This window comes from Paenibacillus sp. 1SOY10 (assembly GCF_056836745.1).
This window is the reverse complement of sequence record NZ_JBXENK010000005.1, coordinates 100,501-118,253: the sequence shown is the minus strand read 5'-3', so window position 1 is coordinate 118,253 and position 17,753 is coordinate 100,501. Positions and strand designations below refer to the sequence as shown.

11 protein-coding genes are annotated in these 17,753 nt (G+C 49.4%); 6 read left to right on the top strand and 5 right to left on the bottom strand.

The window, feature by feature from the left end; translation table 11 throughout:
• Positions 1-197: 197 nt before the first annotated feature.
• Positions 198-2,783 (bottom strand): metallophosphoesterase, encoded by a 2,586-nt coding sequence (locus tag AC1VOR_RS14515; RefSeq protein ID WP_482618657.1) that lies wholly within the window; start codon positions 2,781-2,783, stop codon positions 198-200.
• A complete protein-coding gene (locus tag AC1VOR_RS14510; RefSeq protein ID WP_482618656.1) occupies positions 2,780-4,051 on the bottom strand; it encodes a class I SAM-dependent methyltransferase in 1,272 nt (423 codons plus the stop codon). The genes AC1VOR_RS14515 and AC1VOR_RS14510 overlap by 4 nt, the downstream gene beginning before the upstream one ends.
• 228 nt (positions 4,052-4,279) lie before the next feature.
• Here AC1VOR_RS14510 and AC1VOR_RS14505 point away from each other — a divergent pair, with 228 nt between their 5' ends.
• Positions 4,280-6,502, top strand: coding sequence for a helix-turn-helix domain-containing protein (locus tag AC1VOR_RS14505; RefSeq protein WP_482618655.1), 2,223 nt, complete (start codon positions 4,280-4,282; stop codon positions 6,500-6,502).
• A gap of 18 nt (positions 6,503-6,520) precedes the next feature.
• Here AC1VOR_RS14505 and AC1VOR_RS14500 read toward each other — a convergent pair whose 3' ends face one another.
• On the bottom strand, positions 6,521-8,458 hold the full coding sequence (locus tag AC1VOR_RS14500) for a family 43 glycosylhydrolase (protein ID WP_482618654.1): 1,938 nt from the start codon (positions 8,456-8,458) through the stop codon (positions 6,521-6,523).
• Positions 8,459-8,845: 387 nt separating this feature from the next.
• On the opposite strand from AC1VOR_RS14500, the gene AC1VOR_RS14495 reads away from it, so the two are divergent.
• From AC1VOR_RS14495 to AC1VOR_RS14480, 4 genes are read left to right on the top strand one after another with little or no spacing between them, the layout of a single operon-like run.
• Positions 8,846-9,715, top strand: a complete 870-nt coding sequence (locus AC1VOR_RS14495) for an ABC transporter permease (protein ID WP_482618653.1) — start codon at positions 8,846-8,848, stop codon at positions 9,713-9,715.
• 18 nt (positions 9,716-9,733) lie between these two features.
• Positions 9,734-10,609, top strand: a complete 876-nt coding sequence (locus AC1VOR_RS14490) for a carbohydrate ABC transporter permease (RefSeq protein WP_059049100.1) — start codon at positions 9,734-9,736, stop codon at positions 10,607-10,609.
• 26 nt (positions 10,610-10,635) lie between these two features.
• Positions 10,636-12,273 carry an extracellular solute-binding protein gene (locus AC1VOR_RS14485; protein ID WP_482618652.1) on the top strand — a complete coding sequence of 546 codons (1,638 nt, stop codon included), beginning with the start codon at positions 10,636-10,638 and terminating at the stop codon, positions 12,271-12,273.
• Between the two features lie 25 nt (positions 12,274-12,298).
• Complete coding sequence (locus AC1VOR_RS14480; protein ID WP_482618651.1) at positions 12,299-13,231, top strand: family 43 glycosylhydrolase; 933 nt, start codon at positions 12,299-12,301, stop codon at positions 13,229-13,231.
• 41 nt (positions 13,232-13,272) lie between these two features.
• Here the strand turns inward: AC1VOR_RS14480 and AC1VOR_RS14475 are convergent, their stop codons facing one another.
• Positions 13,273-14,052 carry a response regulator transcription factor gene (locus tag AC1VOR_RS14475; protein WP_482618650.1) on the bottom strand — a complete coding sequence of 260 codons (780 nt, stop codon included), beginning with the start codon at positions 14,050-14,052 and terminating at the stop codon, positions 13,273-13,275.
• Position 14,053: 1 nt separating this feature from the next.
• Positions 14,054-15,676, bottom strand: coding sequence for a sensor histidine kinase (locus tag AC1VOR_RS14470; protein WP_482618649.1), 1,623 nt, complete (start codon positions 15,674-15,676; stop codon positions 14,054-14,056).
• Positions 15,677-15,891: 215 nt separating this feature from the next.
• Between AC1VOR_RS14470 and AC1VOR_RS14465 the strand changes: the two genes are divergently transcribed.
• Complete coding sequence (locus AC1VOR_RS14465) at positions 15,892-17,697, top strand: flavocytochrome c (protein WP_482618648.1); 1,806 nt, start codon at positions 15,892-15,894, stop codon at positions 17,695-17,697.
• The last annotated feature ends 56 nt before the right edge of the window (positions 17,698-17,753 follow it).

The following is a 17,753-nucleotide window of genomic DNA, read 5'->3' as shown; positions in this document are numbered from 1 at the left end:
CCCTCCTTATGAATTTTGTGAATTTTTTCACTTTATAAGGTAAGCATCATTCGCGTTAATCTTCCTCAACATCATGTCTTCATCGTAGCTGAACCTTTCGAGCGTCGCAATAGATTCTTTGACAAGAACAGAAAAAACCAGCTAATCCCTTGTCATAGAGCATTAAAATGGACAAAGGATGTAGCTGATTTTACTTTTTACAGACGAGGGTCAATCTCCCGTTCCTGGGCCACCTCAAATAACAGGCTGGCGGCAATCTGCTTATAAGCCTCATGCTCAGGTGTGATTGCGCTCTGCGGTACGGCAAGCATCTGCTTCCCCCATTGCGCTTCGTTCAACGAGGTGCGGAGCTTTTTACTTATATTCTTTTGCTTCAGCAGCTTGCGGTATTTATGCTCGAATTTGTAGTCATAACCGTAGACGATCGACAGGTAATTCGGGTTCCGCACCTTCATATAAGGCACGACCTTGCCATTCCATCGTTCCGGCTTAATGACGATCCCTTCCATCTGATTCTCCAGGGTTAACTGCGAGAAATATTGCTCTGCGCTCTCCAGCGCTCCCGGCTCCGACAGGTCAAGCGACCGCGCTGCATCTTCGGACAGGAAGCCGTACATCTGCGCTGTACCCCAATCAGGGAGTTCTTCCCGGCCATCGGCATAGACGAGCTTCAACAGAGCAAATGGCTTATATTCCATATCCGCCTCTTCTCCATAAAGTTCAAGCTGTCTCCGGTAATTCTGGTAAGCCTGAACATGCTCGGACAACGGCACCAAGCTCTTGCGCAGATCATGCAAAGGCTTGTAGTTCTGATACAGGGCGGTTCCATACTTCTCGCTTAATGCCGACTTGTTCATGTGATACTGGTCCTGTTCGAACCCACTGGCATCATACTCCGAGACCAGCTTGTTCAGCGATTCCTCAAACCCGTTCTCCTGCAAGAAGGTAAGTTCCGTCGCTAAGGCCTGCTCAATAGGCTTGAATTGCTTGTCGATCAGTCCGGCCCCAAGCGCTTGCCACGGCAGAAGCTCTCCATCCAGAATCATCATTTCAATCTGGTTAGCTTCCATGTAGCCACCAAACTTGTGCAGCAGAGTCTCATAGATTTCGCTCAAGTCTACTCGCTTGATCTTGTACCCGTTACGGCTGACCGCATAACATTCCTCTACATTGGCATGCAGGTAGATGTTACATCTGGAGCCCATATACTTAGGCTGCAAGACCACCTGCTGAATGCCCCGCTCCCGGAAATAATCCAGTCCGGCCTTGAGCGATTCCAACTCCTGAGTCTGTTCATTCTTGTCAGACGGGGACATCGTACCGGATATAAAATTAATCTTGTTCGCGGAGCAGTAACGAAGTCTTCGCAGATCGTCCTCCTCCAAATCACGAACAGCTACCTTGCGTTCTTGCTGAAATAAGGTAGGCAGAGACTCTTCAAATACACTCTGCCGTGATTTATGCGACTTCAGGAACGGCTTGAACGAGATGCTGACCGAAGTTAACTGATTGCCATGCACGGCTCCCGTATCGATATGAATTTTGTTGCCTACTCTAAAGGCTTGCTTGGCCGCGATATGACCAAATATATGATAAGGATGATTTTTGACCGATTCCTGACTGAGGAAAGCAAGCTGACCTTCGACCTGCTCTTCTCTGTCCAGTCTGAAATTCCGCTGATGCCGCCGGGAATGGGGATCAAGCTTACCGATATACTTGTTCCGGCACGGGGCATGGGTCACATAGAAGGACGATCCACTGCCCCCGACATATCGGTAGAAGGGCTGGGAAAGCTCAACCAGTTGCGTGAACTTCAAGAGTAACTCCGAATCATTCGCCAGTGCCTGCGTAGAATCAAAATACGTATGGGCTAATTCCTGATCAACCCCTTGCAGTTCACCCTTCATGTATTTGGAGACAAAGTTCTCGTGGTTCCCCAGCACAAAGTAGAAATGCTCCTGGTGGTCGTAAAGAAATTCAATGATCTCCTTCGTTCGCTTCCCCTTATCAATCCAGTCCCCAACCAGAACCAGCTTCGTCTGCTCCAGCTTCTCCGGGACTACCAGCTTGCCCTCGGCAAATCGATAGCCGTGATCCATCAGCAGCCCCTTCAAATCATCCACACACTCATGCACGTCACCGATCATGATGTAATGTTGATCTTGTGGAAGATGGGTAGCGAGATAAGCATCCCGATCTTCAATGACGATGTTGTATTCTGGATTCGCCGTGCCCTGCTCGGACAAATAGAAGTCCTTCGCACGTACCTTGTGAACTTGGCCATAGCCCTCCCGGGACAGGGAACCCAGCACTTCCTTTTTCAAACGATTGATATGGTTCGTAATCAGCTTCTTGGAGCGCTCGGAGGCATAATAATCCTCCCGCTTACGGTAATCGAAGACAATGGCTTCCAGATTATAGTTATTCTCGAAGGCGATCTCCTTCACCTTAGCCCGGAAATCCTCGGACAACCCGGTCGTATCGACGATAACAAACTCCGCATTTACCGGGAAAGAGGTAACCATCTTCAGCCTTGTGAATAGCAGGTGAAATGCCTGCTCACTGGCCTCCAGCATCACTTGCTCGTATTTATCGTAATCATACCCCAGCACCTCTTGACGGATCTGATCCGAGGACAGGTATTGAATATTGGCTTTGACCTTTCTGTTCTGGTCCTCAAATCGCAGCCCAGGAATCAGTACCTCTTGGGCAAACGTCGTTTTGCCACATTCCGTCGGTCCAATCAGCATAAATATGGTGTGTACCCTTGTTTGAAGCTTCACAATTCAGCTCCCCTTTTCTGTAAAATAACGCCTTGCGTCGTTTGAGTCCCATTAACCCCATCACCCATCGCTACAAATTCAGCCTCCAGCCCGGAGCCTTCAATGACCTGCTGAACCCACTCCTTAAAGGCATCGCTGCCCATTTCCCACTTGTGGTCGTCGTGACGGAAATCCTCTAGCTCGTAATACCGGTTGAAGTCCGCATTAGGCGTTGTGATGACAAATTGCTCGAAGTCCACCTGACTGCTGATTTGGCGAATGAGCCCCGCTGCTTCCTCTTGGCTCATATGCTCAATAACCTCGGTAAGAATAATGTCGACCCGTTCCCCGTTATAATCCTTCAGGAACAAATCGATGGAAGCGAACGTGACAATGTTGTCGATCTCTCGTGTCTTGGCCTTACTATTGACCTTCTCCAGCGCTTCTTCGTTAATGTCCACGGCGTAATAGCTACCTTCAATCTTCTTCGCATACGGAAGGGCATAGAAGCCCTCGCCACAGCCCACATCCAATATCGACTTGTCAAAAGCAAGCCTGCCCGCAATATAGTTCCTCCGTTGCAGCGCCGTTCCTCCGTAGGCAAACTGAATATCGTAGCGATCCGTCTTCTCCACGAGGGTCTTGTATTTATTGAACCGATCCCGGGAAGAGAGGAAATTGCGGACAAACAGATGACGGATATAAAAAGGTGCGTCCATGACATGCAGGCTCTTGATGTATTTATCCAGCACGCTATCCGAGATATCGATAAATTCATTGCCGAACATCGACAGGAACAGGCACAAGACGCTGACCACATGAAGCAACTGATACAGACTCGTTCTTGTTGTCACCTTGAGCGAATAGCTCTTATGCGCCAGATGGGTCATTTCAAAGGTAAAGTCCGGAAGATGCTTCGCGAAAAATTCAATGTACCGCGGCAGCTCAATATGGATCATATTGACGAAGAAGGTATGTTCAAAGCCCTCCACATCCTGCTCATGCTGCGCCTTCAGCGGCGAAGCGAAAAACTCATTAATGACGTTCAGCGGAAATAACGGTGTATTGTACCGGGATACGTTCAGATATTCAAAGCTCTCCTGCTCATGTTCCTTATATGAAATTTCATTATCGGCATCCTTGAAGTAGACGTTAAAGGTCTGTTCATCCGTGTACCACCCATAGGCCATGCCCTTGCGGATGGAACGCAGCATCATGCCAGAGGCAGGGTTCTTGCGGATCAGTAAGGACAGCTGCGGATGGTTGGATTTCAATTGCACAATAGCCATTTCTCTCGACTCCTTTTCTAAGCTCGCTTGTTTCTATGGATTACTTTAGTGCAATGGCAGGGGTAGGAACAGGGTGAAAGTATTACAAAGAGGCTTCCAACCTCCTGCTTTGTAAAAGTAAGCGCTTTCTAAAAGGGGAGGTAATCGGTCATTAATGTCGAATGTACTAGTCAATCTCAAATGTGCAAAGGAGGCTTCGACAACATCAAGAAAAAATGGTTTTACCGCATGCTGCTGTCCTATTCCCCGATTCTGATGTTCCTTGTGCTCGTCCTTATCTTGTTATTCTACGTGAAATGGACGTCGGAGACGAAGGTCCGCCTCCAGAATACCAATGAGCTCTTTGCCTCGCATGTGTCCAGTGTTCTGGATTCGTCGATGAAGTCGATTGAGGAATTTGTGGTCCAGCAGATGCTGACGGATGAGAAGCTTACCGAATACATGAACAGTACGGCGCCCACACCGCCCTTCACCATGTTCGAGTTGACGGAGCGCCTGACCGATATTCGCACTTTGTTCCCGCTCACTGGAGATATATACATATACAAAATATCAAGCCAAGAAATCATCTCCAACTTTGGCTTGCTCAAGCCAAAGGATACGTTCGCCGATGAGTACTTTCTGACGAGAGCGATAGACAATCCGGAAGAGAAGAAGTGGTCTTCGCCCAGGGCGTACCGTCTCTATCAAGCGAACGCAGTTGCGAATGTCGTCACGTTAGTCAGACCTCTGCCTGTTACGTCAGTGGTTCCCAAAGGCTACGTTGTGGTCAATGTCCAGCTCTCCTCCATTCAGCAAGCACTACAAACGGTCAATTCCAATGCCTCGGGTTATCTGGAGCTTAACGATGGCGATAGCTCCTCCCTATTCCGAGAGAATACGCCGCCGCAATCGACGTGGGGGATCAGCACGATTCGCTCCGATTATACCGGGTGGCATCTCTCCGTGGGTATTCCGGAGTCCGAGCAGAAGCTGATGTCGGTCTTCCTGGACGCCTGGACGCTCCCGGCGCTCATCACATTCCTGCTAAGCATCATCGTGCTGACATACGTGACTCACCGCAACTACAAGCCAATTGAAGAAATCATGATCCGCATTGACCACTATGCGCTGAGAAGAAGCTTGCAGCTCGGCAAAAGCAGCCAGCATAACGAGTTTCAGTTCATCGCCACTGCGCTGGATAACTTAATGGAGAAATCCCATGAATACGAAGCCAAGCATCAGGACGACCTTATTATTCGAAAAAGATATTGGTTCCACGAGCTGCTTACGGGCAGCCTATCCTTGTCGGAGGCAGAGTGGGAGCGCGAGGCCGACGAATTGGGCATCCCGCATTCCTTCGCATCCAGCATCGTGCTGGTGGTCATGCTGGACAATCGCCAGCAATTCAGCAAGGCCTACAATCAGCGCGACCAGGCGTTGTTTAAATTCGTTGTGCAGGGTGTGCTGGAGGAGATTTGTCGTCATCACGAGCTTGCGGTCTGGTCTGAGTGGAAGCAAGCGGACCAGCTTTGCTCCATCATCTACTTTCAGGACGCGGTCAATGAAGCCAAGATACTGAATATTGCCAACAAGCTTAAGGAGTGGGTGGCGGCTAATCTACAGTTCACAGTGTCCCTGTATATCGGCACAACCGTAAGCGAGATGGACGAGATTAGAGGGTCATACCGGGAGGCGATGCAAGCCGGCCAATACCGGGCGTTGCACGGCTATAGCCGCATCTACGCGGCATCCGACTGGAAGCTGAACGTACAAGGCGACCTTTACACCCATCTGCACATGGCCAAAGGGGTTGTGAAGCTGCTGCGAGGTGGAGATTCCGCGTGGATTGATCAGTTCGAACGACTGTTCGAAGGCATTAGAAGGGATGGGCTTTCGCAAGAGCAGACGGCAGAGGTGGTTAACTATCTGTTCTACTCGCTGAAGAGAGAGATGAACGACATGCCGGAGGAGATGATGACGGTATGGGTGGAGCCACTCCGTCGCTATACCCCGTCCGCCATATTGGCGAAGGAGTTAATCGACGAAATTCAGCGCAGTATGGCCGAACTGCTGCACCTGCTTGCAGAATCGCTGCACGAGTGGCGCGACCGTCAGCCGCAATTTCCAATAGTAGAGCAGATCGCCCTTTATCTACAGAGCAATTACGGCAATCCCGACATCTCCCTTGATCATCTGGGCGAGGAGTTCGGACTTGCACCGCGCGTCGTCAGCAAGCTGTTCAAAGCCGGCACCGGCGAGAGGTTCGTTGACTACGTCATGAATCTTCGCATGACGGAGGCCAAGCGGCTGCTGACGGAGACCGATTTGCCCGTTCAGACCATTGGTGAGCAGGTGGGCTACTTGCAGGTTATCTCATTTATACGAACGTTCAAGAAAAGCGAAGGAATACCGCCGGGCGAATATCGCAAGCAATATACGAGGGGGAGTAAAGAGGACGGTTCATCATAACCGTCCTCTTTACTTAGATCAATTGGGTACTAGTTTAATATAATCAAGGCCCAGAAAGTATCCGGAGCTTGCGTTATTTTTGCCTGCAACATTAAACTTGAAGGATTTTTGGCCTGCAGAGCTGAAAGTTATATTGGCTACACTTAGTTCCGCATAGCTCAATAAATTTGCATATAGGTCCTGAACCGAACCGTGATTCACACCGTTGACCGACATCTGGAACTGCCCCCGTCCGGGTCCTTTTTTCACCCCGACCTTCACACTATAGCTGCGTGCCTCGGGCACATTCACCGTGTATGTCACATAATCATGAACGGCATCGGCTTCCAGCATGACTCCATATCCACCGCTCAGATTAGGATCTGGACCGGACCCTTCTCCGAACAGGAGATGCTTGTCGCCTGAGGTTGCACTAACCATGATGTTTTCTGTTTCATATTGACTGCTTTCCACTGAAATATTATCGAATTTTGCAGCCGAATTATACGTTCTGACCCCGATCTTGCCTCCGATATAGCTTGAATCCGTAACGCTAAGCTTAGGTGTAGCCATATCGCCCACATAAACCTTAATGGATGTGTCTTGCGCAACAATTTTTATAGGATATGTTGTATTGGCTGATAGGCTCATAGGAGCCGTGGCAAGCGACGTCCAGTTGTTGTTGGCTTTCCCGATGACCACCCTCTGATTGGGAACATCAAGGCCCGCATAGTAACCTTGGTAAGCATCGGCACCCGTTCCGGGATTCGATACCCTGAATACGAGGCCCGCATTGCCGGTGGAGCCCGGCGTCACATCAGCTTCATACACCATATTGGAGAAATTGGTGTCCAGAAGAGCCTTGGCCCCCGGATTTGACGCTACATGATATTGACCTCCTGATACGGTCCATGTCCCGCCATGTTTGGTCCACCCTACATCATTTCCATCATTAAAGTTATCCCCTACTGCCATTTCGACTGGAATAATGCTATTGTCTGCACTAAACTCAAATTTATCGTAGGCTAATACGCGAGCATCCCAATCCGGATTATTCAGATAACGCTTATGGTAAAAAATGTACCAATCCTCGGAATCAGGCGACTTTATAATTCCGTTATGACCCGGTCCATAGGCGGTTGTAGCATCAGAATGCAGCATAATGCCTTTGGGCACAAACGGTCCTGTCACAGAGTCAGAGGTAGCATACATGACTTTATAAGTTGAATCTACCCACACACCGGCGGAATAAGTCATATAATATATCCCGTTTCTCTTGAACACTTTAGGTCCCTCAAAAAAGTCATTACTACCCGTTTTGGCGGGCGTCACCTTCTTATAGACGGTACCATCAGGCCATGTTCCAAGCGACTTCATGTCAGCGTTCAGCTTGACGACATTAGCCTCGCCCCAGCTCCCATAATACATATAAGCCTGACCGTCATCATCAATAAATACGTCTTGATCCATGGGACCTGCACCATTTCTGACGACATTAATAAGCGGCGCACCAATCGCATCGGTATATGGTCCTTCGGGCTGATCCGCTACTGCAACGCCTATTCCGCCTAATTGGCCATCGCCATTGATCGCGTTTGCAGCAAAATAAATGTAATACTTCCCATCGCGATAGGCCCCGCTCGGCGCCCACAATGCATGCGACAACCAGGATATGTTAGCCGAGCTTATTACATTTGAATACTTTGTCCAGTTGACCAGATCTGTTGAAGAGAAGATGTCCATGGATTTGGCGCCTGTGCTGGGAGGCTCGCCAACCTGGCTTGGACGAGTCGGGTACACCCAATAGGTTCCATTATAATTCTGTACATCAGGGTCTGCGTAATAGCCATCCACAAATTGCGGACCAGAGTGAATGGGAACAGGTGCGGCATAAGTTAATCCCGGCAAAGCTGCAAACAAGCAGATGGCCATTGAAACGCGAAGAACTACCCTGCTAAGCTTCTTGCCTTTTTCCACGTGTTAACCTCCTTATTATGAAATGAGTATTTAACTTCTTCTTAAATGTATGGTAGTTGATTAAAAACTATCAATTTCCAATTTTCCCATGATTAACAATTTGGTAAATACCGAAAGATCCCATGCCCATCGTGACAGAGAAGTTTATAAGCGAAAACTGTTTATGGCCGTCGTTCCTTAATCTCAGTTGCAATGCGCTTGACGTCACACCGTAATGATTATTCGGCGAAAATTGAAAATTGATCAACGTCCTCTGAATGACCTATATTCAGAATGTGCTTGAGGCCATCCTGCAGGAAGCAGCACAGTAAGGCTAGTCCGGTTCTAGTCTGAATTTCAGTAAACGACCAGGAGGTGATTGGCATCAGCCGCATCTGGAGGCGAAACTTGCCGCTCTTCTTGATGTTCATTCCCGTTATCGCATTCTTTGTCATTTTTAAATACGTGCCGATGGGCGGAGTGGTCATTGCATTCAAAAAGTACAATTTGATGGATGGCATTGTACATAGTCCGTGGGTTGGATTCGATAACTTTCGTCTCCTGTTCAGTACACCCACGACTGTTCAGATCATCCGTAATACGTTGATGCTAAGTCTTATGTCGATCATCATTGGCTTTCCATTCCCGATTATTCTCGCCATCCTGTTGAATGAGGTCGGGCACATGTGGTTCAAGCGGCTGGTGCAGACGCTCGTTTATCTGCCCCACTTCTTCTCATGGATTATCGTAAGCGGAATTATCGTAACGATCTTCTCTCAGCAAAACGGCATTGTAAGCGGATGGTGGGAGAGCCTTACCGGCCATACGTATCCTTTTTTGTATCGCGAAGGCTCCTGGCTAACCATTTTCGTTGGCTCCGGTGTCTGGAAGGAAGCGGGCTTCAGTGCCATTATTTATCTGGCGGCTCTAACTAATATTGATCCTACGCTATATGAAGCAGCTAGTATCGACGGGGCCTCCAAATGGAAGCAGATTCGTCATGTGACGCTGCCGGGATTGCAGGTAACCATTGTACTCATGTTGATATTGGCGATGGGCCGGGTCATGGAAGTGGGCTTTGACCAAATTTATATGCTGCAAAATTCTACCGTGTCGGATGTATCGGAAGTGATCAGCACCTACATTTACAAGGTCGGATTGATGGGTTCGCAGTTCAGCCTGACAGCGGCGATCGGATTGTTTGAATCACTGGTTGCTCTGATCCTGGTTCTCATCACCAACGCCATTGCCAGGAGGTTCGGGAATGGATTATGGTAACAAGGAGGTGCCCGCGGGATGAAGCCGTCAATAGGAGAACGTGTCTATTTGGTCAGCGTATATGTGGTACTGTCCGCCGTTGCCCTGTTATGCCTGCTGCCGCTGGTGCATATTGCTTCGCTGTCGGCCAGTTCGCTTCAGGCCGTCTCTGCGGGAAGCGTTACCCTGTTCCCGGTAGACATGTCGTTAGCAGCTTACACGCAACTATTTGAGAGCACCCCTATTCTGGCCTCGCTCACGAATAGCGTGATTATTACGGTCGTCGGCGTAGCACTCAGCATGGTGTTCACCATCCTTGCCGCCTACCCGCTTACACGATCCTATTTTTGGGGACGCCGGGTGTTTATGTTTGGCATTGTGTTTACGATGCTGTTTAGCGGGGGATTGATCCCGACTTATTTGACCATCAGGAATCTTGAGCTGATCAATACCTATTGGTCTTTGTGGCTGCCAGGACTCGTAAGCGTATTCAATTTGATGGTTCTGCGGACGTTTATCGAAAATATCCCCGGTGAGATTGATGAAGCCTCCCGAATAGATGGATGCGGGGAATGGCGTTATCTTCTCCAGATTGTCCTGCCGCTCTCCATGCCGGTTCTCGCCACATTAGCCTTATTTTATGGCGTAGGATATTGGAATTCCTTCTTCAGCGTTCTGATGTACATCAATGATCCTGCAAAATACAACATCGCGGTGCTAGTCCAACAGATGATTCAGAGCCAGATGATGCTTGCGCAGATGAATGGCCTGGAGTCGTCCGAGCAATTGATCCTGTCGCCGGAAATGGTGAATTCGGCAGCCATTATCATCATGGTGGTACCTATGCTGGTCATTTATCCATTTCTGCAAAAGTATTTTGTCAAAGGTGTCATGATTGGCGCCGTGAAAGGGTAACTATCCGAATTAGGGGGATAAGCAAAATGAAAAAGAGGATGACAAAGCTGGCTTTAATACTGGCGGGCCTTATAGCTTGTACAGCCATAGTGGCCGCCTGCTCTAATACGAAGGAAGAGAGCGGTAATTCCGCAACGGGAACATCGGCACCCGTGTCCAAGGAGAAGCCCACTCTCTCCATTTCCATCTATGACCGAGGCAATGTCCCTCAAGAGATGGGAACCATTGATAATAATCGCTGGACCCAATGGCTTAACGAGAACGGACCCGTCAAAGGGAAATACGTGCCCATCCCGCGCGGCGAGGCCGTGCAGAAGCTAAACCTGCTGTTTGCTTCCGGAGATGCGCCTGACGTTGTATTCGAATTCGACACCGGCTTCCGCAACCAGATGTACCAGCAAAAGATGATTATGCCTGTGGATGAATTGATCGAGGAAAGCAGCACCGATTATAAGCAATTGCTGGAGAAGTACCCCGCAATCAAGAAGGCTGCCGTCAAGCCGGACGGGAAAATGTATGAATTCGGACGGGTATCGCCGCTCGTCGGCTTCCAGTCGCTGTTCATTCGCAAGGACTGGCTGGATAAGCTGGAGCTTCCAGTTCCGCAAACCGCAGAAGAACTGTTCGAGGTGGCTAAAGCCTTCACCGAGCAGGACCCTGACGGCAACGGGGTGAAGGATACCTTCGGCATCGCCCTGAGCGGTGAAACGGGCGGAACCATCAGCACGATGTTCCGCAACGTTACATGGGTGGTGGATAACGGCAAGCTGGTGCGGGGCTGGGAGCAGGAGAATGCGGCCAATGCCTTTAAGAAGCGGCTGTACGACGCCGGGCTGGTCGATAAGGATTTTCTTGCCGACAAGAACGGACAAAAGGCCCAGCAGGACTGGAACAATGGCAAAATTGGCATCTTTGTAGGCCGGACAATCGATCTGGTCAACTTCAATCAATATTATGAGCAGTTGAAGATTAACGTTCCGAGCGCCGAGGTGCAGGCGATCAAACTGCCGAGGTCCGAATTCGGTCAGTTCGCCATCGGCGTCAACAACCCGGTACAGATGACCACGATTATCAATGCCCGAACCAAAGACCCGAAAGCGGCAATGGCTTATATCGATTTCATGGCCTCTCGTACCGCCGGTGAGGTGCTTCGCTTCGGCGAAGAAGGAGTCGACTCAACCCTAGGAGCAAATGGATGCTTGCAGCCTATTCATGCCGAGGAATTCAATAAGCAGGTATCATGGAATATCGATTTTCAATTGCTGCTATCCCGGATTGAAGTGGGCGCCTGCACAGATATTCAAAGCCAGCTAGATCCTTCGAAGCCCCTGGAACAGGATTTCCTAAGGCTGATCAAGGAAAATAATGAGGCCAACCTGAGCGCCGATGTAGAATTTGCGCCCATCACCCACGGCGAGCACATGCCAACGCTGCCCGAGGACCTCAACATCATTAATACCAATGTGTCAAAAATCGCCGATATTTATAGCAAGGCCGTAGTCTCCGGTCCTTCTTACACGATCGAGCAAGCTTACAAGGATGCGCAAGCCCTATGGAACAGTTCCGGAGGCGACAAGCTCGAAGCTTTCTACGCGGATTGGTATAGCAATAATTCGGAGAATGCGTTTATGGCCAAGGACATGTGGGAATTCGTCAAAAATTAATGGCTGTTCAAGGGGAGGCAACAACATGACCATGTTATTTGCAGACACAGATCAGGGACGATCTTTTGCCAAAGATCCGGCCGTTGTCAAATTGAATGGCGTCTATTACATGTATTACACGATGGCGCCGCCTGTATCGGACCAACCAGATACGGGTTGGGGAATCGGAAGAGGAATTGGGATAGCGCGGAGCGATAATCTTCTGGATTGGGAGAAGATCGGTGAGTTGATGCCCGAACAGGATTGTGAGCGCAATGGCATATGCGCGCCAGGAGCCATCGTGCTTGAGGATAAGGTCCATCTGTTCTATCAAACCTACGGAAATCAAGCCCACGATGCGATCTGCCACGCCATATCTGACGACGGGTTACATTTTGTGAAGGACAGCTCCAATCCGGTGTTCTCCCCGACAGGCGCATGGAACAATGGCCGGGCAATTGACGCCGACGTGATCCTATGGGACGGCCGACTGTTTATGTACTTTGCTACCCGCGATCCACAAGGGAAAATTCAGATGCAGGGTGTAGCAATAGCAGAGCTGGATTCCGGCTTTGGCCGTGGCGCCTGGAAGCAGGCTTGCGACGAATCCATCCTGAAACCCGAGCTTCCCTGGGAGCAGGAGTGTATTGAGGCAGCGGCGGTGTGCGAGCATGAAGGCAAGCTGTTCATGTTCTATGGGGGAGCCTATAACAACTGTCCGCAGCAGATCGGCTGTGCGGTCAGCAAGGACGGGATACGCTGGACACGGCTGTCGGATGAGCCTTTCCTACCCAACGGGGAGCCGGGCACCTGGAACGAAAGTGAGTCCGGGCATCCGTTCCTGTTCAAGGACGAAGATGGACGCACGTACTTGTTCTACCAAGGCAACAATGACATGGGCCGTTCCTGGTACTTGTCGATGACGGAGATCGGCTGGAAGGACGGATTACCTTACGTGATGCAAGGAGATGCCGGATGAACCAATGAAGTATTAAGGCATGAGGGAGGCCCTAAGCCTATTTAGGGTCTCCCCCTATTCTTATACTCCAACGGAGACAGCCCCACCTTGTTCTTGAACACGCGGCTGAAATAGTATTGGCTCTTGTAGCCTACCTTGGTGGCAAGGCTGTTTATTTTGATGTTGGAAGGGGCATGATCCAGCACCTCTTTGGCCTTGGCTATTCTGAGGCCTGTCACATAATCGAGAAAGGATTGTCCGGTCTCCTGCTTCATGCGCTTGCTGAGATAGGTGGGATTCATATGAATCAAGGTGGCCACTCTGGTAATCGTCAGCTCGGGGTCCTGGTAATGGTCGTTAATATATTCTGTGACCTTGTTGATCAGCAAAGTCCCGTCTCCACCAGACAGATTTTGGCCCAGTGTAGGAGATTTTTGTGTCTCTGTGTGAGACTGGTCAGGAAATATCTGCTGCAAATGCTGGTTCAGACGAGATAAGAGCTGCTCCAGATCACTTTTGGGAACCGGCTTTAGCACGTAGTCAAAGGCATGAAGCTGTACAGCCTGACGCGCATACTCAAAATTGTCATAACCGCTGATAATGACCACGACCAGCTCTGGAAATTGCTTGTGCAGCAAGTTGGTCAGATCGAGTCCGTTCATGTTTGGCATATTAATATCAATAAAGCAGACGTGAGCAGGCTGCTGCTCTAATTGCTGTATCGCTTCCCCTGCATTCTTGGCTTCTGCAGAGACGGAGAACGGATAGTGGCTGCTTTCAATAAATTGCCTCAACCCCCGGCGAATAATGGGTTCATCATCTACGAGCATGATTTTCCACATGTTACTCACTCCCTTTTATAGCATTCAACGGCAGGTGGATTGTCATGGTGGTCTGTTCCTCGCTGCTGCTTATAATCAGCCCATAACCATCCCCATGCAGCATACGAATTCGATGGTTCACGCTATACAGGCCGAACCCGGTTACGGCTCCGTCCTGTCTATCCTCCGCCAGCATCTCATTAATTCTGGCCAGCTTGTCTGGCGGGATCGGAAGTCCGTCATTATCGACACACACGACAAGCTTATCCTCTTCGGTATAAGCCTGAATAGATATGGTGCATCTCTGGTCTTCCAGCGGCTTGATGCCATGATAGATGGCGTTCTCTACCAGAGGCTGGAGCATGAAGCGTATGACCTGATGTTGCGAGATTCCATCCTCGTACTCAAGCCTATAATCAAGAATTTCCTCATACCGGACACATTGAATTTGCAAGTAGCTCTCCACATGATATAATTCCTGCTCCAGCGAGATATACGTCTCTCCATTGCCAAGACTGAGTCTGAAGTAGCTGCTGAGCGCCTCCACTATTTCAACGATATTATCCGCCCCGTATTCTCCAGCCATCCATTGAATGGTATCCAGGGTATTATACAAAAAATGCGGCTTGATCTGCTCATGCACCAGTCTGAGCTCAATCGCCTGTTTCTCTTGCTCGGAACGATACAGTTGTACCAGCATTTCGTTAAAGCTGTGAGCCAGGTCGCCAATTTCATCCTGCCGCGATTCATCCGCACGGATCTCCTGATTGCCCCGCTGCACATTCTTCATCACCTGACGAAGTGCCTGAATAGGGCGAATAATCGAGGTGAGCAGCATCGTTAGCAGTAGCATAAAGATCAAGCCAAGCAGAGTTCCTACAATTAGAGCTGTTCGCTGGGTTTTAACTACAGCCACGGACAGCTCGGAGTCTGGTACCTCAAGTACGATCTTCCATCCCTTTACACTATCAATCGAGGCCTCAAATACACTGACACCCTCGCAGCCTTTACTGTGGTTGCAATTTGCCATTTGCAGCTCCTGCTCGTCGATTCCACCGACAATCAGCTTACCAAGCTGATCATAGAGGGAGATGTCCTCCGCAATCTCCTTCATCTTCTCCAGCGAGACAGCAGCGGCAATGTAGGCAGCCTCTTCAGTCTTCATGGGCTGAATGGGATAGAGAATGACGACAATCTCTACACCGTTTGCCTTGGATACAATAGGATGGCTGACCACATAGTCGGCCTTCGATTCAATGAGATGCTGGTAGTAGGGACGATTCAAAATAGAGAAGGGCTTGTCCTCCATCCCCCAAGAGAAGGCATGAATATCCACGATGCGAATGGATTCATATTCTTCCTGCTTTCGACTTTCGAGTCGATGTGCCTCCTGCAGAAGCTGCTCTCTGGACCATTGATGGCTAGAAGCGAGCGCAGCCAGCGTATCAATTTCACCAATTCTTTGATTGAACCAATAATCTATTTGATCACTGCGAGCATCCAGCACCTGCTGGGTTAAGCTTTTATTTAACGGAACTACGGTATGGTTCATTTCCATATAAATAGTGACCAAAAGAGTAAGAAACAGCAGCACAAAGCAGCCACCTGAATACAATAAGAGCTTTTTCTGTATAGAGTTCATCATGCTGTCCGGCTCCTTATCTATGGAATCGTATAAATGGCTTGGAATAAAGCCCGAAAAGGATAAAAAATATCGCAATCGTGCAAATACTTGAGAGCACACCTATCCTATAATTACTCATGTGCACATTTTCACATGAAAGACGGCTGTTGTCCAGCAGCCTGCTGCAAGAAGTGGATGCTGGTCGTCAGAGATGAACTGAAGGGGAGAATGCAATCATGCAACGAATCTATTCTAAACGAGTAATGGCCTTGCTATTAGCTGTATGCCTAATGCTTATGGTCGCTGCTTGCGGAGGCAAGGAGACACCAAGTGCGAACAATACCGAAGGAACCGGAAGCAAGGTGGTTGAGGGTGTTGGCCAAGGCAAGCACGGAGACATTAAGGTTAAGGTGACCTTTAAGGACAACCAAATTACCGATATTGAAGTCGTAGAGAATAAGGAAAATGAAGTGCTGGCAGAGCCGGTTTACACTCAACTGAAGGAAGTAGTTATTGCCATGAACAGCCCGGAGGTTGACGCTATTAGCGGCTCTACTGTAACGAGCAATGGCTACCTGGATGCCATTAAGGATGCAATTGCCAAGTCTGGCTTGACCTTAGCTGTGGCTAACGCCGCAGCTAATACTACCCAGAGTAAGGAAGCCGCCGAACAGATCTATGATGTAGTTGTCATCGGTGCCGGCGGTGCGGGCTTCAGTGCGGCGATTGAAGCCAATCTGGCTGGAGCTCAGGTCGTCCTGTTGGAGAAAATGCCGACTGTGGGAGGGAATACACTCATATCGGGCGGCGAGATGAACGCGCCTAACAACTGGGTGCAACAAAAGCTAGGAATTACGGATGATTCAGCGGATTTGTTCTATGAAGATACGCTGAAGGGCGGAGATAATTTGGGTTCACCCGAGATGGTGCGGATTCTGGCAGATCATGCTCTGGCTGCTGCCGAGTGGCTGCGCGATGAGGTGAAGGTGGAATTTCTGCCGGATCACTTGTTCCAATTTGGCGGTCACTCCAGAAAACGTGCTCTGATTCCAGTAGGTCATACAGGAGCTGAGCTGATTACAAAGCTGAAGGCCAAGACAGAGGAACAAGGCGTTACGATCAAGACGAATATGAAGGCCGATGCCCTGATTACCGATGATCAAGGCAGAGTAACCGGAGTAGAAGCTACAGATGGTAGCGGCGACAAAATTTTGTTCCATGCCAACAAGGGAGTTGTAGTCGCTACAGGCGGGTTTGGCTCTAATGTAGAGATGCGTAAGAAGTACAACCCGGAAATGGATGAAAAGTACATGTCGACCGATACACCGGGAACTACAGGTGATGGAATTGTCATGGCTGAAGCTTTGGGCGCCAGGCTCACCAATATGCAGTATATCCAGACTTATCCGGTGTGTAATCCGGAGACAGGGGTTATTTCTCTGGTTGCAGACTCCCGGTTCGACGGTGCGATTCTGATTAATCAAGAGGGCGAGCGCTTTGTCGAGGAACTGGAGCGTCGGGATGTGATCTCGAAGGCCATCCTTGCTCAGACAGGCGGCTACACCTATCAGCTCTGGAATCAGAAGATTGCAGATATCGGCAAGACCATCGAAGTCCATCAGGATGAATACGATATGCTGATCAAGCAAGGCTTGTTATACAAGGCTGATACTTTGGAAGAAGCGGCGAAGTTCTTCAATGTGGATATCGATAAACTGAAGGCTACCGTGGAAAAAGTAAATCAATATGCAGACACAGGCGATGATCTTGATTTTCACCATCGCGGCGGGCTGGTCTCGCTGGAGGCAGGACCTTACTATATTCAAAAGGCCGTCCCTTCTGTCCATCATACAATGGGTGGACTTGTCATCGACGAGAAGACACATGTCATTCATGAAGACGGCAGTATCATTCCCGGTCTGTATGCGGCAGGCGAGGTTACAGGTGTGCTTCACGGTACGAACCGCCTCGGAGGTAATGCCATTGCTGATATCTTTACCTTTGGCCGTATTGCAGGACAACAGGTTGTAGCCGAGAATTAATTCAGGAATAACATAGAATCATAAGAATGCTCCCCATACCGTGCAGGCATTTTGTA

Coding starts and splice junctions, on each gene's coding strand:
- AC1VOR_RS14510 (WP_482618656.1), bottom strand. CDS start 4,051: ATGGCTATTGTGCAATTGAAATCCAACCATCCGCAGCTGTCCTTACTG.
- AC1VOR_RS14505 (WP_482618655.1), top strand. CDS start 4,280: ATGCTGCTGTCCTATTCCCCGATTCTGATGTTCCTTGTGCTCGTCCTT.
- AC1VOR_RS14490 (WP_059049100.1), top strand. CDS start 9,734: ATGAAGCCGTCAATAGGAGAACGTGTCTATTTGGTCAGCGTATATGTG.
- AC1VOR_RS14485 (WP_482618652.1), top strand. CDS start 10,636: ATGAAAAAGAGGATGACAAAGCTGGCTTTAATACTGGCGGGCCTTATA.
- AC1VOR_RS14480 (WP_482618651.1), top strand. CDS start 12,299: ATGACCATGTTATTTGCAGACACAGATCAGGGACGATCTTTTGCCAAA.
- AC1VOR_RS14475 (WP_482618650.1), bottom strand. CDS start 14,052: ATGTGGAAAATCATGCTCGTAGATGATGAACCCATTATTCGCCGGGGG.
- AC1VOR_RS14470 (WP_482618649.1), bottom strand. CDS start 15,676: ATGATGAACTCTATACAGAAAAAGCTCTTATTGTATTCAGGTGGCTGC.
- AC1VOR_RS14465 (WP_482618648.1), top strand. CDS start 15,892: ATGCAACGAATCTATTCTAAACGAGTAATGGCCTTGCTATTAGCTGTA.